The following is a 21,559-nucleotide window of genomic DNA, read 5'->3' as shown; positions in this document are numbered from 1 at the left end:
ATTATTGGTGCTTATTTTCCTAATTCAAGCTGGTTGCGGATCAAATTATAATAGGCCGCTTTTTTCATTATCAGTTCTTGATGATTGCCTTTTTCAAGGATTACGCCCTTATTCAATACAACTATTTGGTCAGCATTTTTGACAGTGCTTAATCTGTGGGCCACAACCAAAACGGTTTTACCCTTGAAAAAATGCTGTAGATTTTCAATGATTACTTTTTCGTTGTTTGCATCTAGGGAATTAGTGGCCTCGTCTAGAAAGATATATTGGGGGTTTCGGTAGATCAGGCGTGCAATCAATAATCGTTGAATCTGTCCTTCACTCATTCCGTGACCATCTTTACCTACGACTGTTTCAAAGCCAAAAGGTAGCTCATCGATAAAGGATGAAATGTTGGCCATTTCAGTTGCATATTTCAGCCTATCGTAGTCTATTATCTTATTTCCTATAGTTATATTGTTTGAGATGGTATCGGCAAAAACATGTCCATCCTGCATTACTACGCCACATATTTTTCGCCATTGGTTGGCATGTATTTGGTTGAAATTTTCATCTCCCAAATACACGTTGCCTTTTCCGGGGTGATAAAATTTCAATAACAATTTAATCAAAGTCGTCTTTCCGCTTCCGCTCATTCCCACTATTGCAGTTGTCTTTCCTGCTGGGATTTCCAAAGAAAGATCCTTAAATATGAAGGGTGATCCTGAATCTCCATATTGAAAGGAGATTTTGTGAAGCTTTATGGAAGCCAGACTTGGGCTGAAGTTCTCCCGTTTTTCTACCTCTGCATCTTCTTCAGGTTCAGCGTATACTTCGTTCATCCTTTTCAGGCTAAACATGGCATTTTGCGCGGTTCGTATGAACTCAGAGAATTGCAAAATAGGGGAGTTTAACTGGCCGGATATGTAGGATATAGATAGCATCATTCCTAGAGTAAGTTCTCCTGAAATCACTTTGGAAGCTGCCAAGTAAATAATAATGATGTTTTTTAGTTCATTAAGCACCTGGTTCCCAGTTTGCAGCCGTTGATCCAATTTTAAGCTAGCTAACCTAATTTTATAAGTGTTTTCCTGTAAACGCTCAAATTGCCCGATTTTTTGTTCTGCGCAATCGGTAAGCTTAATTTCCTGAATTGCGGAAATCGTCTCCATCAGTTGAGATTGGCTTTCAGATGAGTGTACGAAAGTTTTGTAATCAAGGATTTTTCTTTCACCAGCATGGAAAAAAGTCCATAACAACATGAACATGCTTCCAAGCAAAAAAACAAAAAAAACAGATATGCTATAATAAGCCAACACTGTTCCAAATACCAGAATACTGATAACCGAAAGCAACATATTCACTAAAGAACTTGTAAGAAAGAGCTCTATTTTTTGATTATCCTGCATCCGCTGCATATTATCTCCAAGGCTTCTGGTACCAAAAAATGGTATAGGCAGGCGTACCAGTTTTCCCAGAAAATCTGACAACGCCTTTATGCTAACCCTTGTTCCCAGATGAAACAAAATCCTTGCCCTAATCAGATCCATTAAGATTCTTCCAACAACCAATGCTAACTGTGCTGACACGATGATTTTAAGAAACGATAGGTCTTTTGTACTTATCCCCCTATCAACAATGCTCTGGGTAAGGAATGGGAGTAAAAGCGTAAGTAAACTTCCAATCAGTAACGTGATAACTACCGTTAATAAATTTCTTCTATATGGAAAAACGAATTTTAACAATATCAGAAGATTTTCTTTCGGCTCTTTAAACTCGTGCTGGTCAAAAAAAGCGGCGGTCGTTTCTAAAAGAATTGCTCTTCCTTTTGATGAGCTGGAAGTAAGTTCCCAATATTTCAGAAACTCTGCCTTTGTGTATCTTGTCTTTCCAATTGCAGGGTCTGCGACATAGATTCTATCCCCGTTTATTCGATAAATCACAACGAAGTGTCTTTTATGCCAATGCAAAATACACGGAAGGTTAATCTTATCCTTTAATACATCGAAAGTCAACTCAACTGGTAACGCTTTGAACCCAAGCTTTTCGGAGGCTTCTTTTAGCCCCGCAAAACTGACACCCTGTTTATTAATAAAGCAATAACGACGCAACTGATTTAAGGAAAAATTTTTACCGTAATATTTTGAAATGATTTTTAGACAGGTTGGACCGCAATCCATGGCGTCTAACTGCTTAAAAAAGGGGAATTTATGAGGATTCTTTAAAAATTGCAACATAGTTGCAATTTACTATTTTTGTTGATATTTTAATCAAAAGGTCATTGGATTGTTCGTCACTTAAGACAAATACAATATTTTCACCTATTTATGCTATAAATCGTTAATTTTGTTCTATGGATAATGAGTTGGCAGAACTGCTAGGAAAGTATAAATTGAGTAAGACGGAACCACGACTGAAAGTTCTTTCTATTTTAAGGTCTCGTGAAAGTGCTATTTCTCAACCAGAACTTGAAAACTTAATAGGGGGAGAAATTGATAGGGTGACTTTATATAGGACTCTGACTAAATTTGATGAAAAGGGAATCATTCACAAAGTTTTGGATCTTAACGGCACAGCGAATTACGCATTGTGTAGTTCATCCTGTAGCGAAGATACGCACAATGATGAGCACGTTCATTTCAATTGTACTACATGTTTGAATATGTATTGTTTAGAAGCCCTGCAAATTCCTCACTTAGTTATGCCAGTGAACTATGTTCCACATAATGTAAATTTTATAGTGTACGGAGTATGCGAGAAATGCACTTTAAAGGTAAACGAATATATTAAGAATAAAAAATAGTGATAGAATTATTGGATGTAATAATATTAAGCCACTAATTTAAAGTCCATAACTATCGCTTGCTGATTCGATAAAGAAACAGAATCCAAACTCCAAAAGCTACAATGAACGCAGGAAGTGGATTTTCCATTGTAGTACCAGTCAGGAATGCCCCAGTTCCGATAATGCAGGTTAGGAAAAATTAAATTAAATTTTTCATGTTATTTTAAATTTAAGATTTTTAATTGACAGAATAATCCTGCAGGAGCTAAAAGTTCAACTCTTGCAGAAATTGGATTTTAAGCTGCTCTTGTGATTCGTTCTTTTAATTTGATCAACATTTTTTTATCCAGCTTTCTTAATATTGTCAGTACTTTTAGTTGTACTTCATCAACAATACCCCATTCATTAGCAATGTAGATGTCCGTTGTGCGGTGTTCGTCATCCACATGGTTTAATGCCAAAGCCACATCATCCTTGCTCATGCGGCAGGAGTTACGTGCAATGGTAGCAAAGGTGTGTCGGGCCCAGTAAAATGTGATATCGGGAATATTAGTTAATTTACGTAGCTGCTTCATGCCCATACTCAATGCGGTATCCAGTCCATCGTAAGCAGAATAACGGGCAGATAACTTTTCTATATATTTTTCTAATAATGGTCTAGCTTCTTCAATGATCTTGATACTGATAAATGCATTATCTTTTCTCCTTCCTTCTGTTTTGGATCGGTTGTAATCAATATGGCCATTCCTAATACCTTTTCGGGTTAGTTGATAGAAATCGACTGCGTTCATCCCGCATAAATAGAACGAAAGCATATAAAGCTCTTTAGCCAGCTCTGCACGGCTACCTGGTTCGGTTTCGCAATCCCTTATAATACGGACTTGCTCAATGGTATTATTTCTTTTTTTTTAATTGGGGAGAGCCAACCTTGTATTTTTTAAACGAGTAGTGTTTGATCTTATAGACGCCCAAGTCTTCATTATTATGAAGATTGCAGGCAGCATTAAACATTGTGCGTAAATCACGCATGTGGTTGTGAAGTCCGCTGTCTGATAGTCCTTTTTTAATGGTCTTAACTTCTTTTTCGTCCTGGTTTAAACGGATCATGGTTCGTTCGGTCCTCAGAAACCGTTCATAGCTAACCAGCATATTAGAGTTAATCTCATTGATTGATACACCATCTCGTTTGAAATAATCAATCAAGCTATTCAGCACCGTACGATGGTTATCGGCTGTTCCGTTACGTTTTTCCTTTCTCAGCTGCTCAATATAGGTTTTGCTGAATTTAAAAAAATCAATGTCGCTATCCTTATCCCGCAGATAATCCCTAAGTGATTCTGCAGAAAAGAAGTCCAGCTTTTAACTCAGTTCGCTGATTACTTTCCGGTAGTCTCTTAGATCTTCATCAACCAGATCGGCGATAAATATATCATTGATATTGAATTTAGCTGTTAATTGCTTTTTGACGAGATAATGATCGGTGTCAAAAGACTTTCTCTGGTCTTTGTGATGGACATAAATTTTTACGTTGTAGGTGCCATCTGCTTTTTTGTGGTGTTCATAAACCTTTGCGCTTACGGTTGCCATAATTTTTCTTTTAGCACGCAAAATCTCCGTTACCTATTTGTTACGATTTTGCGTAAAGTTTAACGAAAAATTATGTAAATCGAGCCCAAAAGACGACTGCAAATGGGAGTTTCGCAGACAGAAATCGGCTCAAAAAAACGAATAAAACCGCATCAAAATTACTTTTGAGGCGGTTTTTGATTTTGTGGGCCCAGCTGGGCTCGAACCAGCGACCAAAAGATTATGAGTCTTCTACTCTAACCAACTGAGCTATAGGCCCCGAAAAATCTGTTTGATTTTGCGATTGCAATGTTACATATTTACATCGAATTTTAAAACACTTTTAATGAAAAAAATTAAAAATCTTATTTTTGACTACGGTAATGTCATCTTCGAAATAGACTTTAAAAAAGCACAAGACGCTTTACACCAACTTGGTATAACAGACATTCAGGACTTTTTCTCTCATAAAAAACACAATAATATATTTAATGATTTGGAGACGGCCAGCATCACTCCCGATCAATTTAGAGCGGAAATTAGAAATGCAGCAAAAAATCAAACCCTATCAGACGAAGAAATCAACGCCGCGTGGAATAGTTTATTAATAGGAGTGCCACCAAATATTCACGATTTACTCCTGAAAGTTAAAGAAAAATACCGTACATTCTTACTGAGCAACAGCAATGAGATCCATTACGATTACATCATGGATTATTTAAAAAAAGAACACCACATGGATGGCATGGATCACTTGTTTGAAAGAGCCTATTTCTCACAACACTTGTTCCTGCGCAAACCCAATGTAGAAATATTCGAGCAGGTGATGAGAGAAAATAACATTAATCCAGAGGAAACACTGTTCATAGACGACAGCCCACAACACCTCGAAGGCGCAAAAAAAGTAGGATTAAACACCCTTTTGATGGATGAAAATCCTAAAAACCTAGAAGCATTTTTAATAAAGCACCATATTTTATAAGCATGACCGAACAAAAATTTAAATCTTTAAAAGAGTTTTACCCCTTTTACCTCAGCGAGCACAGAAATTTAACTAGCAGAATTCTTCATTTTATTGGCACAGGATTGGTTATATTGCTCTTTATTACTGCGATGCTCTTTCACAACTTTCAGTTTTTGATTGCCATACCTTTTGTCGGTTATGGATTCGCCTGGGTAGGCCATTACTTTTTTGAAAGAAACAAACCAGCAACTTTTAAATATCCTCTTTTTAGCCTGGCAAGTGATTTTATTTTATTCTGGGACCTTCTTTCGGGTAAACAAGCCTTCAATTTAAATGAAAAGGACTAATAGAATTTATCTATCTGCTTATAGAAAATAACAGTTTTATTAAACTCCTCCTATTATGTAATTTTATAGAAATAAATAATCAGATCATTATGGAAGACGACAATAAACCAACCCGGAAATTAACGACTGCTTCAGGCAGGCCTTATGCTGAACATGAAAACACACAATCTGTTGGCAGCAGGGGTCCCCTACTTTTGCAGGACTTTGTGTTACACGAAAAAATGGCACACTTCAATCGGGAACGTATTCCAGAACGTGTGGTTCATGCCAAAGGCACAGGTGCCTATGGAACTTTCAAAGTAACTCACGACATTACAAAATATACCAAGGCTAAAATATTTTCTAAAATTGGCAATGCCTGCAAAGTGTTCTTAAGGTTCTCCACCGTTGGGGGCGAAAAAGGTAGTGCCGATTCAGAAAGAGATCCGCGTGGTTTTGCAATTAAATTTTACACCGAAGATGGTAACTGGGATCTTGTAGGAAACAATACACCCGTGTTCTTCGTCAAAGACCCTAAAAAGTTTAGTGATTTTATCCATACCCAAAAGCGTGATCCGAGAACTAATCTGAAAAGCGCAAACATGATGTGGGACTTCTGGTCCTTAAACCCGGAAAGTTTGCATCAGGTAATGATTTTAATGACCGACAGAGGTACTCCTTATTCCTACCGCCACATGGATGGTTTCGGTAGCCATACCTACTCTTTCATTGATCACGAAAACCAAAGAGTATGGGTTAAATTCCATTTTAAAACCCAGCAGGGGATTAAAAACATGACCGGGCCAGAAGCAAACGAAATGCGTAACGCTGATATGGACCACTCTCAAAGAGATCTTGTGGAAGCCATCGACAGAGGCGAATTCCCTAAGTGGACTTTAAAAATCCAGGTAATGACTGAAGAAGAAGCTAAAACCTTTAGGTGGAATCCTTTCGACTTAACCAAGATATGGCCACAGGGAGAATTTCCTTTAATTGAAGTTGGTGAACTGGAACTTAACCAGATCCCAAATAATTACTTCGCTCAAGTTGAACAGGCAGCCTTTGCTCCTTCGAATTTAATTGATGGGGTAGGTTTTTCTCCAGATAAAATGCTTCAAGGTCGTATTCTATCTTATGCAGATGCACAAAGACATCGTTTGGGTGTTAATTTTCAACAAATCCCTGTCAATGCTTGTCCTTTTATGGTCAACAATTATCACCGAGATGGTCAAATGCGCGTTGATGACAATGGGAATAGTGATCCAAATTATTTTCCAAATAGTTATGGTGATGTATTGCCCGATCCAAGTTATAAAGAACCAGCCTGGGAATTAGAATCTAATGTGGCAGACTGGTACGATAGAAATGAAGGTCCCGGTGATAACGATCATTATACCCAGGCAGGTGATCTTTACAGGAAAGCCCTGAGCCCAGAAGACCGTATTCATTTAGTTAACAATATTGTTGGTGCAATGAGTGGAATTAATGGCCCTAAAAGATTACAGATAATCAACCTTCAACTTTGTCATTTCTTTAGAGCAGATATTCAGCTAGGTATGTCGGTAGCCAAAGGACTTGGTGTTGATGTAGAACAAGCCATGCCTTTGCAACACAGTTAAAAATAGGTTAATCAAAAAAAGGGCATCATGAATTATTCGTGATGCCCTTTTTTTACAATGTTTTCCTTAATGCTTTCTGCGGGCTTTCTCTTTTTCAATTAAATTAAGCTCCCTGCTGGTTTGTCCGGCAATAGAAGTGTTTTCTTGCGCTCTCCTAAATAAATAAGGCAACACTGCCTTAACGGGACCGTATGGCACATATTTAGCCACATTATAAGCTGAATCAGAAAGGTTAAAGCTTAAATTATCACTCATACCCAATAATTGTGCAAAATAAACATGAGGATGATTGTGCGGAATTTGATGATCGTCTAAAAGTTGGGCAAGGACCTTACAGCTTTCTTCATTATGTGTACCAGAAACAAAACCAAGTTGTTCCATATTTTCTACACAATACACCAAAGAATTATTGTAATCTAAATCAGTAGCCTTTTTATCTAATTGTATTGGCGACGGATAATCCATTTCTTCTGCTCGTTTTCGCTCTTTTTCCATGTAAGCACCCCTCACCATTTTTACGCCAAGTATAAAGCCAGTTTCCCTTGCAATGAGATGGTCTGCTTTCATATCTGCCAGTTTATCATGGCGATACATCTGGTAAGTATTGTAAACCAATAACTTCTCTCTGTTAAATAAACGCATCATATCAAGCGCCAGCTCATCAATAGTATGCTGTATCCAGCTTTCTTCAGCATCAATCATGATGGGAACATTCTTATCAAAAGCAACCTGACAAATCTTTTTACAACGCTGCCTAACTTTTGCAAACTCCGCAAATTCTGCTTCAGTAAGTGCTTCTTTTGCATCCAGTTTTTGCAATAGGGCAAAACGACCAATACCCGTAATTTTAAACACCGTAATCGGAATACGGGAGTCACCTTCGGCTCTGTTAATTGTCCGTATAATTTCTTCACTAGTAAAATCAAAAACAGCCTCTTCCTCTTCTCCTTCAACAGAGTAATCTAGAATAGTCCCAACCTTACCTAGAGCAAGTTGTTTAATGGTGTTTTCGCATTCGGCAATGGTTTCGCCACCACAAAACTGCTTAAATATGGTTGCTTTTATAATAGATTTTAGAGGTAAACCAATAGTCAAAAAAAAGTTAGTTACAGGGGGCCCAACTTTAACAAGAAAATTACTGCTGATCACTTTATAAAGATAATATGCGCTATTTAAATCAGCGTTTGATTTATTTCGAAAAGCAATTTCTGTGTTTTCGAAATTCAACCTTTTTCTGGGGGAGATTTCCATTTATGAAGTTTTCTAAGTTATGTTGCTGCAAAAATATAAAATCAATAGTTATACCTTTGTAAAAAAGAGTCGGTATTTATTTAAAAATTGTAATTTTGCTTCACAATGATAGAATTTAAACTAGAAGGCGAATTTATCCCCTTAATCCAATTATTAAAAGCTACGGCCCTTGTGCAAAGTGGTGGCGAAGCACAATCTGTTGTGGAAGATGGATTGGTAAAGTATAATGGCAAAGTTGACTATCGCAAACGTTTAAAAGTTCGTGTTGGCGATGAAATCAATTTTATGGGACAAGCTATAAAAGTTATATAATGGCGAATTTGGAAAGTACCGGAAATACCCTTCATTTTGAAACGCGCCTGGCGTCTTTAATGAATTTGATAGAAAAAGGAGCTTATAGTAAAGTTTTTGTTTTTGTTGACCGCCATACTGGCGAGTTCTGTTTGCCTATTTTTAGGAAAATGCTCAATAATTACAGCGACTTCGACTTAATTGAAACCGACCCAGGTGAAGAAAATAAAAACATTGATTTCTGCATCGGTATCTGGAAAACGTTATTGGATTTTGATGCTGACCGCAAATGCCTGATGATCAATTTAGGTGGTGGTGTAATTACAGACATGGGTGGCTTTATTGCCTCAACATATAAACGGGGTATTGATTTTATCAACATCCCTACTACCCTGCTTTCACAAGTTGATGCTTCTGTGGGTGGCAAAACCGGCATTGACATCGATAATGTTAAAAATATGGTAGGTACTTTTACTTTACCTAAAGCTGTATTTATTGAAGGTGAATTTTTAAAAACCCTGCCTGAAAGAGAATTATTATCCGGCTTCGCCGAAATGATCAAACATGGCTTAATTGCCGATAAAGATTATTACCAATCGCTCAAAGAGAGCGACTATAAGCATCCTGATATAGTAGCGGTTTACCGTTCTGTAGCTATAAAAAACAAGGTAGTAACAGCAGATCCTTATGAAAAAAATGTTAGAAAGATTTTAAATTTCGGCCATACCATTGGCCATGCTATAGAAAGTTATGCCTTAAATAATAGTAAAAAGCCACTTACTCATGGTGAAGCTATTGCTATTGGAATGGTTTGCGAAGCTTTCTTATCATATCGTCACAATAAACTCCCGCTAGAAGAACTGGAAGACATCAAAACTTACTTCTGCAGTGTATATCCGAAATACATTATTGACCCAAAAAGTATTAAAGATTTGTTAAGATTAATGAAAAGTGACAAAAAGAACGAGCATGGCGAAATTCTTTTCTCCTTATTAAATTGTATCGGCCATTGTGAATTTAATTGTAAGGTTACCGAAAAAGATATCCGCGAAAGCATTAATTATTACATTACAAGCTATAAAGCATAAAGAGCATACAGCTAAAATTTTGCCATCACTATATCGAAATAGATTACACAATAAATAATTTTTTTAAATTAAGTATTGACAAATTAAATTTTGTTTGTACATTTGGCTCAACAAAAAGATAATAGTCGTTCATTCGACTGCAATAAAAACAAAAAATGAGAAACGTTACTACATATTGGTTTGGTTACTTTTACTATTTTAGTAAAAGCCGGGGCTAATATGCAATTAAAATAAAATATAACTGTATATGAAAAGTCCCGGCTAACACCGGGACTTTTTTTGTTTTAAAAAAAAATGAAGAAAGAAATAAGGGTAGCAATTCAAGGTATCAAAGCATCATTCCACGAGGAGGCTGCATTTAAATTTTTCGGCACAGACATCCATACCATCGAATGTAACTCCTTTAAAGAGACATGCGAAGTGCTGGAAAAAAAAGATGCAGATTTTGTGGTCATGGCTATAGAAAATTCTATTGCCGGTAGTCTGCTTCCCAATTATACCTTAATCAGGGATTACAATTTCGCAATTACCGGTGAAGTGTACCTGCCAATACAATTACATCTGATGGCATTGCCTGGGGTGAAATTTGAAGAGGTGAAATTTGTAACCTCCCATCCTATTGCTATTCGCCAGTGTATTGATTTCTTTGACGAATACCCTCACCTTAAAGTGGTAGAAAGTAGCGATACCGCGGCTTGTGCAAAAAAAATAAGAGACGAGGGTTTAACAGATACCGTAGCCATTGCCAATGCTCTTGCTGCAGAATTATACGGCCTGAATATTATTGAAAGAAGAATTGAATCTAATAAAAAGAATTATACCCGATTCCTCATCTTAAAAAATGATAAATCAGAAGATGATAAAACAATTAATAAAGCATCCATTTGTTTCCAGGTAAGTAATCGTGTCGGTGCCTTATCTAAAGTACTTAACATTTTCGCCGACAATAATGTTAACCTCACCAAAATACAGTCTATGCCTGTTTTAGGAAAAAGAAATGATTATTATTTCTATATAGATATTGAGTGGATCAACATGGATAACTACGATACCGTAGTTCGCAAAGCACTAAAATATACCGTCAACTTCAATATTATGGGCGAGTACATTAAGAACGATAAAGTATAAAAAAAATTAAAACATAAACTATAAAATCCTTACACAATGAAATTAAATTTAAACATTCAGCCATTAAGTAGCTGGGTAAACATTAAAAATGAACCATTAATTATCTCTGGTCCTTGTAGTGCAGAAACGGAAGAACAACTATTAGCAACAGCTCATTTATTAGCTGCAACTGGAAAAGTATCAGTTTTAAGAGCTGGAATATGGAAACCACGTACCCGTCCGGGAGAATTTGAAGGCATAGGAAGTATAGGACTGGAATGGCTTAAAAAAGCAAAACAAGAAACTGGCTTACCTACTGCAGTTGAAGTTGCTACAGCAAAGCATGTGGAAGAAGCATTAGCTTCTGGTGTAGATATTCTTTGGATTGGTGCCAGATCTACGGCAAACCCTTTTACTGTTCAGGAAATTGCTGACGTTTTAAAAGGTGTTGACATTCCTGTATTGGTTAAAAATCCGGTAAATCCTGATTTGTCTTTATGGATTGGCGCATTAGAAAGAATTAACAATGCCGGTATCACTAAACTTGGTGCAATACACAGAGGCTTCTCTTCTTATGAGAAAAGTGCTTTCAGAAATGAACCAATGTGGGAACTGGCCATACAATTAAAAACGCTTTGTCCTGAATTGCCTATCATTAACGATCCGAGCCATATTTGTGGAAACCGTGAATTGATACCTTACATCTCTCAAAAAGCTTTAGATCTTGACATGCAGGGCTTAATGATCGAATCTCATATTGATCCTTCTGTAGCATGGACTGATGCTAAACAACAAGTAACACCAGCTGCATTGGCAGAAATTGTAGAAAGATTCAGTCTGCGTAAACCAGAATCAAAAAACGAAGAGTTTGTTGATAAATTGGCCGACCTAAGAAAACAGATCGACAAAATTGATGACTTAATGATCCAGAAACTTGGTGAAAGAATGGCCATCATTGAAAAAATCGGCGAATACAAAAGAGATAACAATGTAACCATTTTACAGGTAAACCGTTGGGATGAGATTATCAATAAAAGATCTGCATTTGCTAAAGCAGTTAAATTAGACCTTAATTTTACAGAGAAATTTCTGGAGTTAATTCATAACGAATCTATCAGAAAACAAACAGAGATTATGAATCTTGGAGAAGAGCTTTCAAATATAGAAGAGGCATCTGCTAAATAATATTTTCTAAATAGTATTGTATAAGCTCATGATGGTTTCATGACCGTTAAAAACATAAATATACCGATGAAAAAAAACGCAATTGTTTCTTTCCCTAAAAATAAAGAGATCAATGCTGAAATCAACCTTACAGGTTCTAAAAGTGAGAGCAACAGGGCTTTGGTAACCTCAGCGCTGAGCAAAGGACTTGTTAAGGTTGATAATTTATCAGACGCCGATGATACGGTTGTATTAAACAACATATTAACCCAATTAGTTAACAGGGATGATCAATTACAGCATATCGATGTAGGCCATGCCGGCACAGCAATGCGTTTTTTAACAGCATACCTAAGTACCATTGATGGTCAGTTTTTATTAACCGGCTCTAAAAGGATGAAAGAGCGGCCCATTAAATTATTGGCAGCTGCTTTAACTAGTCTTGGTGCGGTAATTAAGTATGATTCCATTGAAGGCTATCCCCCATTATTAATTACAGGTCCTTTAATTCAAAGCACCAGAAACATTAAAATAAGAGGAGATATAAGCAGCCAATACCTTTCTGCATTACTCATCATTGCCCCAACCCTGCCAATGGGCTTGTCGCTGGAAATTGAAGGTCCTTTAACTTCAAAACCCTATGTAGACATGACCTTAAAAATGCTGGAAGAAACAGGCATTAAACACGTATGGCTAGACAATACCATTACCATAGCGCCTCAAAAACATACCGAAAGCGTACTTACGGTAGAACCCGATTGGAGTGCTGCTTCCTATTGGTACAGCATTGCCAGTTTAGCTGATCTAGCAACCATAACCTTGCCAAACCTTAAAGAAACTAGCTTACAGGGTGATAGCCGCATTCACGAAATTATGTTGCCACTGGGTGTTAAAACTATACGGAAAGGTAACGGTTTTCAACTGACTAAAACACTGGAAAACAGTCAGCAGCAGGAAGTTTTAAATTTAAAGGATTGTCCGGATTTAGCGCAAACAATTATTGTAGCAGCCGCAGCAAAAGGATTAAACCTTGCCTTTACTGGCCTGGAGACCTTAAAAATTAAGGAAACCGACAGGATAAAAGCGTTACAAAATGAATTGGCTAAAATTGGGGTGGCCTTGTTGGAGGCTAATGAAGTTTATACCTTAGCTTGCGAAAACCTTAATTTCCCGGCAAGGGTGTCTTTCAAAACTTACGATGACCACAGAATGGCTATGGCCTTTGCGCCGTTGAGTCTGTTGATTGCCGAAGTGGAAATTGAAGACCTGCATGTGGTGGAGAAATCTTATCCTGACTTTTGGTTAGATTTACAAAAAGCTGGTTTTACTGTAAAAGAAATTTAACTGGTAGCAATACCTCATTAAAAAATTATGGCTGGAAATACATTTGGGCAATTGTTTAAAATAACCACTTTTGGGGAATCTCATGGTCCTGCCATTGGCGTTATCATTGATGGATGTCCTGCACAATTACCTATAGATCTGGAATATATTCAATCAGAATTAGACAAAAGAAAACCTGGTCAATCGCGCATTACTACCCAAAGAAAAGAAAGTGACACCGTACAGGTGCTCTCCGGTATTTTTGAGGGAAAAAGCACGGGTACGCCTATCGCTTTGTTAATTCCTAACGAAGACCACCGCTCAAAAGATTACGAACACAATAAGGATATTTACAGGCCATCTCATGCCGATTATACCTATGATGCTAAATATGGCATTAGAGACCATAGAGGTGGCGGACGTTCTTCTGCACGGGAAACTGCTGCAAGGGTTGCCGCAGGTGCAATCGCGAAGTTGTTGTTGAAACACGAAGGCATTGAAGTTTTCGCCCATGTATCTGCTGTAGGTAAAATTAATGCCCCAAATTTGGAGGCTTTAAGTCATGCAGAATTGTTGGAATTAAGAGAAGCCAACATTGTAAGGTGTGCAGATCCGGCTACAGCGAAACAAATGATCGAATGCATAGATGAGATCCGTAAGGATGGCGACACCATAGGTGGGAAAATAAGCTGTATGATCAAAAACTGCCCCCCGGGTTTAGGAGAGCCAGTTTTTGATAAATTGCATGCAGATTTAGGAAAAGCTATGCTCAGCATCAATGCGGTTCATGGCTTTGAATATGGTTCTGGTTTTACGGGAAGTGAAATGAAAGGATCAGAACATAACGACATCTTTTTACCCAGTGCCGATAGCCCAAAAACTTTAACCAACTTTTCTGGCGGTATACAAGGCGGCATTTCTAATGGAATGGAAATCAATTTCACGGTTGCCTTTAAGCCTGTGGCCACTATAATGCATAACCAGAAAACGGTAAATGCAGCAGGTGAAGCAGCAGAAATTAAAGGAAAAGGCCGTCATGATCCATGTGTTGTCCCTAGGGCAGTTGTTATTGTGGAAGCAATGGCAGCACTTGTACTTGCGGATCAACTGCTGAGAAGCAAAACCAATAAATTGAGTTAATTTGAATTCGTTTTAACCTTAATTATATCATCAAAAAAAGGCATGTCATTCACAAGATGACGTGCCTTTTTTTTTGCGCCTGTTTTTTTGAAGAATAGCCATTGATGATTAGGAATCCCGATGACAGTAAAAGGCCTTGAAAACGTCATAAATACCGGAAATAATTGGCAGGTCGTTGGCAGGTCCTTGCGAGGTCGTTGGTAGGTCGTTGGTAGGTCTAAATGACCTCTAAAGGACCTGCCAATAGTATGGCTATTATTAGTCCAATATAAGTGAGACACAACTGGAAAATTTAGGCACAAAAAAGCCTGTCATCATGTTTAATGAGACAGGCATTATTCATTCACCAAAATCTATTAAAAAATGGCTGGATATTTTACTGCGTTATGGTCGTGCATCATTTGATAAACCATTTCTACTACATCATCAACAGAAGGTTTTGTAAAATAATCACCATCAGAACCATAAGGCGTGCGGTGAGCTTTAGCAGAGAGTGTTTTTGGCTGAGCATCCAGCAGGTAATAACCACCTTGTTCTTCTAGAATCTGCTGGGAGATATAAGCAGTACCCCCACCCGGTACATCTTCATCAATGACCAGTAGTTTATTTGTTTTTTCAAGAGATTTAGCACAGACCTTATTTATATCGAAAGGCAATAAAGTTTGAGGATCAATAATTTCAACAGAAATACCCATTTCCAGTAGTTCTTCTGCCGCTTCTTCAATAATCCTTAATGTGGAACCATAAGAAACGATAGTCATATCAGTACCCTGTTTAATGATTTCTGCCTGCCCCAATGGCACGGTAAATTCTCCAACATTTTCGGGCAATTTTTCTTTTAAACGGTAGCCATTTAAACATTCTATGACTAAGGCAGGCTCATCAGACCTAAACAACGTGTTGTACATACCCGCCGCCTGGGTCATATTACGCGGCACACAGATGTGAAGACCACGTAAGGAACCTAATATCATAGACATTGGAGAACCTGAATGCCAAACGCCTTCTAAGCGGTGACCGCGGGTTCTGATGATGACCGGTGCTTTTTGACCCGCTTTTGTGCGGTAAGATAAACTTGCCAGGTCATCACTCAATATATTTATTGCAAATAACAGGTAATCGAGGTATTGAATTTCAGCAATAGGCCTTAAACCCCTCAAGGCCAAACCGATTCCTTGTCCAACGATAGTCATTTCTCTAATGCCAGTATCTGTAATTCTTAATTCACCATATTTAGCTTGTAAACCAGCGAAACCCTGGTTAACATCACCAATACTTCCAAGATCTTCACCAAAAGCTACCAAACGGGGGTCTCTGGAGAAATTACGATCGAAACAAGCATTTAGGATTTCTCTGCCATCAACCATCCTACTTTGTTCTGTATAAACAACAGGAACATGGTTAACTAGAAAAGGACTCTCATTGCCGTCTGTAAAAAGTTTAGAATTGTAACGATCCTCATTTAGCCCTTTTTGATCATTGTACCAATTCAACAAGTTGATTCTTTCTGGAGAAGCTACATTTAAAGTTACCCTTAAAGCTTTTCTCGCAGTAGAAATCACTTCCTTACGCAAAGCATCTGGAGCACCAGCAAGCTGGTTCACCATTTTATGCAGCTGTTCATTACCATTTTTCATCGCAGAAATTAACGTGATCACATGGTCCTTTTCGTTTTTCATAGAACTAAGGAATTCATTCCAGGCTTCTTTTTGCGCTTCCCGAACTAATTTTCTAGCTTCATTTTCTATGATAACAATTTCTTCTTCCGTAATGATGGCCGATTGCAGCATCCATTTTCGCATTTGGGTTAAGCAATCGTATTCCTTTTCCCATTCCAGGCGCGCTTTATCTTTATAGCGCTCATGCGAACCAGAAGTAGAGTGGCCCTGTGGCTGTGTTACTTCGGTAACATGAATAAGTACAGGCACATGTTCAGTTCTGCAAATCTCGATAGCTTTTTGATAAGTTTCGCAAAGACCGGGATAATCCCATCCTCTTACCTTAAAAATCTCGTAGCCAGCCGCTTGTTCATCCCTTTGGAAACCTTTTAATATTTCAGAAATGTCTTCTTTTGTGGTTTGATATTTTGCCGGTACAGAAATACCATAAGCATCATCCCAGATTGATATGGCCATGGGTACCTGTAAAACACCCGCAGCATTGATTGCTTCAAAAAATACCCCTTCAGAAGTAGAGGCATTACCGATGGTACCAAAAGCAACCTCATTTCCATTAACAGAGAAATTCTTTAAATAATCAAGCTCCTTATTTTGTCTGAATAGTTTGGAAGCATAAGCTAAACCCACCAAGCGTGCCATTTGGGCACCTGTGGGGGCAACATCAGCAGAAGAATTTTTCATTGCTGTTAAATCTTTCCAGCTACCATCTTCATTGATCGACCTTGTTGCAAAATGGCAGTTCATTTGTCTGCCGGCAGAAGCAGGTTCAGCTTCTAAACTTGGATTAGCATATAATTGGGCAAAGAATTCTTTAATGGTACAAATGCCGGTTGCAAAAGCAAAAGTTTGATCGCGGTAATAACCTGAACGCCAGTCGCCATTTTTAAATGCTTTAGCCATTGCTATTTGGGGCAACTCTTTTCCGTCGCCAAAAATACCAAACTTAGCCTTACCGGTTAACACCTCTTTACGGCCTAATAAACTCGCCTGTCTACTTTCGAAGGCAATTTTATAATCTTGAATAACAATGGTTTTGAAATCTTCAAAACTTAACTCTGAAGCTTCAATAGGATTCTTTGTAAGTTTAGTATTCGGAGTCATAAGCATTTTTATTTCGGTGCAAAGATAAGCAATTTATAAAGTCCGGGTTAATGAACTTTTGTAATTTATATAGTGGAATACTTTTTGTAATGATAATTTAAACATTAAATTTGTTCAAAACACATAGGATATGAAAAAACTAATTATACTATTTTCTCTCATTTTAGGTATAGCCGTAACAAGTAAAGCACAAAGCACTCCAGCAGAATTTAAGTTTGAGAAAGAAATCCATAACTTCGGTAAAATTCCGTCAAACAAACCTTCTACAGTAGAATTTAAGTTTACAAATATAGGTGATACACCTTTAATAATATCAAATGTAGAATCAACTTGTGGTTGTACTGTTTCTGAATACACAAAAACACCTGTTAAAAAAGGGGAAACCGGAGTAGTAAAAGTAACCTTTACCCCAACAGGTACAGCATTGCCATTCAGCAAGATCATTACTTTAACTTCGAATTCAAAAACACCTACAAAAGTTTTATACATCAAAGGAGAAACTGTAAATAGCAACTAATTTTAATAGATATTTCAATTAAAACCTCGTTAATCAACGAGGTTTTTTTTATTTTTACACCATATGCCAAACATATCCCAAAAGGGGCTGCAAATGCCTGCCTCTCCTATAAGAAAACTGACTCCCTATGCCGATAAGGCAAAATTACAAGGTAAAAAAGTATACCATTTAAATATTGGTCAGCCTGACATTGCTACTCCCGAAGGGATGTTGAATGCCATTAAAAACATCGATTTTAAAGTTTGGGCTTACACCCCATCTGAAGGCACTTTGAGTTATAGAACCAAATTGACTGAATATTATAATAAATTAGGTTACAACATTACACCAAAAGATATTTTGGTTACTGTTGGTGGTTCTGAGGCCATTACCATTGCCATGCAAACTTGTGTAAATGAAGGTGATGAAATTATTATTCCTGAACCATTCTACGCCAATTACAATGGTTTTGCTTGTATGAGTAATGTGGTTGTAAAGCCTATTCTTTCGTATATTGAAAATGGCTTTGCCTTGCCTCCAATAGCAGAATTTGAAAAAGTAATAACTGCAAAAACAAAGGCTATCATTATCTGTAACCCCAACAATCCTACTGGTTATTTATACTCCAGAGAAGAATTGGATGCACTGAAGGCATTGTGCCTGAAATATGATTTGTTCTTATTTTCTGATGAAGCTTACCGCGAATTCTGTTATGATGGCCGCGAGTTTATATCGCCCATGCACTTGGATGGACTGGACGAGAATGTAGTGCTCTTAGATACGGTTTCGAAAAGATACAGTGCTTGTGGAGCTAGACTAGGCTGCATCATTACTAAAAACAAGGAAGTTATCAAATCAGGATTAAAGTTTGCCCAGGCAAGGTTGAGCCCGGGGATGGTGGAACAAATTGCTGGAACCGCAGCAGTAGATACGCCAGACAGTTATTTTGAAGAAGTAAACAAGGAATATACTTTAAGAAGAGATACGCTGGTAGGCAGATTAAATGCTATGGAAGGTGTTTTTTGTCCGAACCCTGGTGGCGCCTTTTATGTAGTAGCACAATTCCCTATTGATGATGCAGATGTATTTTGTCAGTGGATGTTAGAAAGTTTCGACCACGAAGGACAAACTGTCATGATGGCACCTGCAACAGGTTTTTATTCTACACCTGGATCTGGCAAAAATGAGGTCAGAATGGCCTATGTATTAAATACAGCAGACTTAAACAAGGCTATGGACTGTCTGGATATTGCTTTAAAACAATATCCTGGTAGAACTTTGGCATAATTTTAGTACTTTTGCATTGTTGACTGTATTGAAGTAGTTAATCAATAAGTTAACAATGTTTGGGGCCGTCTTGGATTTGACAGGGTGGAGCTACGTATGTAAGCATGCAGTGCGTTGTACGGCGAGCACTTTAAAGAGAACGTTCACACTATAGTTGGCGAAAATAACTACGCCTTAGCTGCCTAATTTAGAATTAGATAGCTTTTGTCCCTCTAACTGCTGCGTTATTAGGTTAGAAACCGGGGCATCGAAATAATGACGCTGGCAACTGTATGGTGTGATGCAGCTGCGAGATAAAGCACCTAAGGAGAATGATAAGGTCGGTTTCCAGCCCGTCTGATCCCTACAATTGATTGGAAAATAAGCATGAAGAAAGCATAATTTATCACACAACTGGACAAGGGTTCGAAACCCTTCGGCTCCACTAAACAGGTCGGCAAGACATAAAATTGCCGACCTGTTGTTGTTTTAACGCAGATGAGCTATATTTTAATAATAACAAATAAATATGAATGTAAACGAACTAAGGATTGGTAATTATTTATTTCCTAACGGTGAAATTTTAAATGATATCGCCAATCCTTGCGAAGTACTTGGCATCCTACCAGACAATAGGATCTCTTACAAGAGTAGCAAAGATTCGCTTCAAATGATGGAGTGTAGTCATGATGAGGTTAATCCTATCCCGTTGAACGCTGATTGGTTAGTGAACAAATTAGGCTTTAAAGACAATGGTGGCGGGTACTTTCAGCATGCTGATTTCAATTTCTTTTTATATTATGTTGAAGAAGATGATTATTATGATTGCTATAAACAAGTGCCAGCAAATGACGATTCAGGAGATTTTAAAAACCTACAATATGTTCATAAATTGCAAAATCTGTTTTTTGAACTTTTTGATGAGGAGTTAACGTATAACACCTTCTATCTCATGAGGGATTAACTGACCTATTATTCCGTTTCATATTGCTTATGCTTCTGACCTTAACAAGGCTAATCTGTCAGCAATGATATTTTTAAATTATAGAAACTAATTAAAGCAGCATAGCCAACAATATATCCCTCTTCAGGACCAGTTCTTTCCTAAAAAACGATTATTTTTTGTGACAAATGATTATTAATGGCTAACGTTATGAATTTTAATTATTGAAAGATAGCAAATGTATTTTGTTTTGTTTTAAAGTAATCTCGCTCACTTAAAAATTGATCACATTTTGATTTCTTTGTTCAGTTATTTTACCAAAAAACCCCGTAAATAGTATCAAAAGCTTCATTAGCTTTCATCTAAAAAATGTTATTGGTGAACAAGGGCTCTAAACTTTTCGGCTCCACTAAACCAATTAAATTAACTAAATCAATCTACGGATTCCCCTGATTCTTTATGTTTTTATCGCCTTTAACATGGATATTTTGTATTTTTGACTAACAGCGTAGCGAAGAAAGATTATGTATTTTGATGACTGTAAAAATTTTCCTGATGCAACCCTTAATCCTAAATTGCTTTGGGAATTTAACCTCATTAATTTTGATTTTAAGGGAATGCGCAATATAGTTGTTCAAAGGGTAATTGAACGAGGATGGCCAAATGACTGGTATTTTATATTAAACAAATATGGAATTGGTGAGATAAAGCTAGCCATTAAAGAGCTGGCTTACTTGAATGACAAGGACATGAGCTTTGTAAGCCATCAGTTTAATATACCCTTAACTTCAATGAAATGCTACGAAAAGAAACAGTCATTGAATCTACACTGGGACTCCTAAAGACTTTAATGAATGATGAATTGTTGAAGGATTTTTTCCTGGTCGGCGGAACAGGATTGGCTTTGCAGATTGGTTTCATTTGATGAGAACCAGATGTTATCTGATTTGGAAAAGAGGTATAAATTTCAGCTGGATTATCAATCTAAAAATACCCTTAAGGGAGAAATTGACGGCATTAAAGTAGACTTGATTACACACAGTTATCCTTTGGTTAAACCATTGTTATATTTTGATGGCGTGCGAATGGCTTCTCCTGATGATATTGCAGCAATGAAACTTAATGCTATTTCCGTCAATGGTACGAGATTAAAAGACTTTATTGACATTGCTTATCTTTCTTCCTCGTTAACCCTATCGCAAATGGTAGATGCTTATGAAGAAAAATACTCCTCTAGAAACCCTGCTATGGTGATTAAAGCCTTGGATTATCATAAAGTGGAAAGCTATCGAGCAGAGATTGGGGGAAATGACATTGCATCCTACAAAGACTTTTAATCGATATGATGGAAAAGCTACCTAATAAATGGAGAACTTTCAAAAAAAACTTCAAATAAAGTAAATACATAACTATTTTGATGCTGATTCCTTCCAATATGCTCGAGTTTAAACAAAAAAAGCGAGTTTAATAA

The 21,559-nt window shown here is 37.3% G+C and carries 21 protein-coding genes, 1 tRNA gene and 1 other RNA gene; 16 read left to right on the top strand and 7 right to left on the bottom strand.

The features are described 5' to 3' along the window. Positions 1 to 11: 11 nt before the first annotated feature. Positions 12 to 2,216, bottom strand: a complete 2,205-nt coding sequence (locus AAKU52_RS09440) for a peptidase domain-containing ABC transporter (protein ID WP_354332674.1) — start codon at positions 2,214 to 2,216, stop codon at positions 12 to 14. Between the two features lie 116 nt (positions 2,217 to 2,332). Here AAKU52_RS09440 and AAKU52_RS09435 point away from each other — a divergent pair, with 116 nt between their 5' ends. After that, positions 2,333 to 2,782: a Fur family transcriptional regulator gene (locus AAKU52_RS09435; RefSeq protein ID WP_354332673.1), complete on the top strand. Its 450-nt coding sequence runs from the start codon at positions 2,333 to 2,335 to the stop codon at positions 2,780 to 2,782. Between the two features lie 278 nt (positions 2,783 to 3,060). On the opposite strand, the gene AAKU52_RS09430 is transcribed toward AAKU52_RS09435, so the two are convergent. The 4 genes from AAKU52_RS09430 to AAKU52_RS09415 all read right to left on the bottom strand — a co-directional run bounded on the left by AAKU52_RS09430 (position 3,061) and on the right by AAKU52_RS09415 (position 4,610). Further along, positions 3,061 to 3,579: a site-specific integrase gene (locus AAKU52_RS09430; RefSeq protein WP_354332670.1), complete on the bottom strand. Its 519-nt coding sequence runs from the start codon at positions 3,577 to 3,579 to the stop codon at positions 3,061 to 3,063. A 79-nt stretch (positions 3,580 to 3,658) separates the two neighbouring features. Beyond that, entirely contained in the window at positions 3,659 to 4,024 is a 366-nt protein-coding gene (locus AAKU52_RS09425; protein WP_354332764.1) for a phage integrase SAM-like domain-containing protein, read from the bottom strand. Positions 4,025 to 4,123: 99 nt separating this feature from the next. Continuing rightward, positions 4,124 to 4,351, bottom strand: coding sequence for a hypothetical protein (locus AAKU52_RS09420; protein WP_354332668.1), 228 nt, complete (start codon positions 4,349 to 4,351; stop codon positions 4,124 to 4,126). Between the two features lie 185 nt (positions 4,352 to 4,536). Next, positions 4,537 to 4,610 (bottom strand) — tRNA-Ile (locus AAKU52_RS09415). A gap of 66 nt (positions 4,611 to 4,676) precedes the next feature. On the opposite strand from AAKU52_RS09415, the gene AAKU52_RS09410 reads away from it, so the two are divergent. The 3 genes from AAKU52_RS09410 to AAKU52_RS09400 all read left to right on the top strand — a co-directional run bounded on the left by AAKU52_RS09410 (position 4,677) and on the right by AAKU52_RS09400 (position 7,239). Continuing rightward, complete coding sequence (locus AAKU52_RS09410; RefSeq protein ID WP_354332666.1) at positions 4,677 to 5,312, top strand: HAD family hydrolase; 636 nt, start codon at positions 4,677 to 4,679, stop codon at positions 5,310 to 5,312. 2 nt (positions 5,313 to 5,314) lie between these two features. Then, the gene (locus tag AAKU52_RS09405) at positions 5,315 to 5,641 is read left to right on the top strand and encodes an Mpo1-like protein (RefSeq protein ID WP_354332665.1); all 327 of its coding nucleotides are present in this window, start codon (positions 5,315 to 5,317) and stop codon (positions 5,639 to 5,641) included. 89 nt (positions 5,642 to 5,730) lie between these two features. Then, complete coding sequence (locus AAKU52_RS09400) at positions 5,731 to 7,239, top strand: catalase (RefSeq protein ID WP_354332663.1); 1,509 nt, start codon at positions 5,731 to 5,733, stop codon at positions 7,237 to 7,239. 66 nt (positions 7,240 to 7,305) lie between these two features. On the opposite strand, the gene AAKU52_RS09395 is transcribed toward AAKU52_RS09400, so the two are convergent. Then, entirely contained in the window at positions 7,306 to 8,490 is a 1,185-nt protein-coding gene (locus AAKU52_RS09395) for a proline dehydrogenase family protein (protein WP_354332661.1), read from the bottom strand. A gap of 105 nt (positions 8,491 to 8,595) precedes the next feature. On the opposite strand from AAKU52_RS09395, the gene AAKU52_RS09390 reads away from it, so the two are divergent. From AAKU52_RS09390 to aroC, 6 genes are all read left to right on the top strand, one after another. Continuing rightward, the gene (locus AAKU52_RS09390) at positions 8,596 to 8,802 is read left to right on the top strand and encodes an RNA-binding S4 domain-containing protein (RefSeq protein ID WP_354332659.1); all 207 of its coding nucleotides are present in this window, start codon (positions 8,596 to 8,598) and stop codon (positions 8,800 to 8,802) included. Continuing rightward, positions 8,802 to 9,869 (top strand): 3-dehydroquinate synthase, encoded by a 1,068-nt coding sequence (aroB, locus tag AAKU52_RS09385; RefSeq protein WP_354332657.1) that lies wholly within the window; start codon positions 8,802 to 8,804, stop codon positions 9,867 to 9,869. The genes AAKU52_RS09390 and aroB overlap by 1 nt, the downstream gene beginning before the upstream one ends. Before the next feature lie 294 nt (positions 9,870 to 10,163). Then, complete coding sequence (locus tag AAKU52_RS09380) at positions 10,164 to 10,997, top strand: prephenate dehydratase (protein ID WP_354332654.1); 834 nt, start codon at positions 10,164 to 10,166, stop codon at positions 10,995 to 10,997. A gap of 36 nt (positions 10,998 to 11,033) precedes the next feature. Further along, positions 11,034 to 12,161 carry a chorismate mutase gene (locus AAKU52_RS09375; RefSeq protein WP_354332652.1) on the top strand — a complete coding sequence of 376 codons (1,128 nt, stop codon included), beginning with the start codon at positions 11,034 to 11,036 and terminating at the stop codon, positions 12,159 to 12,161. Positions 12,162 to 12,227: 66 nt separating this feature from the next. Further along, entirely contained in the window at positions 12,228 to 13,484 is a 1,257-nt protein-coding gene (locus tag AAKU52_RS09370) for a 3-phosphoshikimate 1-carboxyvinyltransferase (protein WP_354332650.1), read from the top strand. 27 nt (positions 13,485 to 13,511) lie between these two features. Then, the gene (aroC, locus tag AAKU52_RS09365; RefSeq protein WP_354332648.1) at positions 13,512 to 14,603 is read left to right on the top strand and encodes a chorismate synthase; all 1,092 of its coding nucleotides are present in this window, start codon (positions 13,512 to 13,514) and stop codon (positions 14,601 to 14,603) included. A gap of 356 nt (positions 14,604 to 14,959) precedes the next feature. Here aroC and AAKU52_RS09360 read toward each other — a convergent pair whose 3' ends face one another. After that, complete coding sequence (locus AAKU52_RS09360) at positions 14,960 to 17,383, bottom strand: alpha-ketoacid dehydrogenase subunit alpha/beta (protein ID WP_354332646.1); 2,424 nt, start codon at positions 17,381 to 17,383, stop codon at positions 14,960 to 14,962. Between the two features lie 130 nt (positions 17,384 to 17,513). Between AAKU52_RS09360 and AAKU52_RS09355 the strand changes: the two genes are divergently transcribed. The 6 genes from AAKU52_RS09355 to AAKU52_RS09330 all read left to right on the top strand — a co-directional run bounded on the left by AAKU52_RS09355 (position 17,514) and on the right by AAKU52_RS09330 (position 21,425). Further along, on the top strand, positions 17,514 to 17,900 hold the full coding sequence (locus tag AAKU52_RS09355; RefSeq protein WP_354332644.1) for a DUF1573 domain-containing protein: 387 nt from the start codon (positions 17,514 to 17,516) through the stop codon (positions 17,898 to 17,900). A gap of 63 nt (positions 17,901 to 17,963) precedes the next feature. After that, entirely contained in the window at positions 17,964 to 19,166 is a 1,203-nt protein-coding gene (locus AAKU52_RS09350; protein ID WP_354332642.1) for a pyridoxal phosphate-dependent aminotransferase, read from the top strand. Between the two features lie 61 nt (positions 19,167 to 19,227). Beyond that, positions 19,228 to 19,593: a transfer-messenger RNA gene (gene ssrA, locus AAKU52_RS09345) on the top strand. A gap of 81 nt (positions 19,594 to 19,674) precedes the next feature. Further along, complete coding sequence (locus AAKU52_RS09340; protein WP_354332640.1) at positions 19,675 to 20,109, top strand: hypothetical protein; 435 nt, start codon at positions 19,675 to 19,677, stop codon at positions 20,107 to 20,109. 503 nt (positions 20,110 to 20,612) lie between these two features. Then, positions 20,613 to 20,930, top strand: coding sequence for a DUF6922 domain-containing protein (locus AAKU52_RS09335; RefSeq protein ID WP_354332638.1), 318 nt, complete (start codon positions 20,613 to 20,615; stop codon positions 20,928 to 20,930). 69 nt (positions 20,931 to 20,999) lie between these two features. Next, positions 21,000 to 21,425 carry a nucleotidyl transferase AbiEii/AbiGii toxin family protein gene (locus AAKU52_RS09330; protein ID WP_354332636.1) on the top strand — a complete coding sequence of 142 codons (426 nt, stop codon included), beginning with the start codon at positions 21,000 to 21,002 and terminating at the stop codon, positions 21,423 to 21,425. Positions 21,426 to 21,559: the final 134 nt, after the last annotated feature.

Origin of the sequence: Pedobacter sp. CG_S7 (genome assembly GCF_040544395.1) — a bacterium.
In the GTDB taxonomy this organism is placed as follows: domain Bacteria; phylum Bacteroidota; class Bacteroidia; order Sphingobacteriales; family Sphingobacteriaceae; genus Pedobacter.
This window is presented reverse-complemented; position numbering and strand designations above follow the sequence as displayed.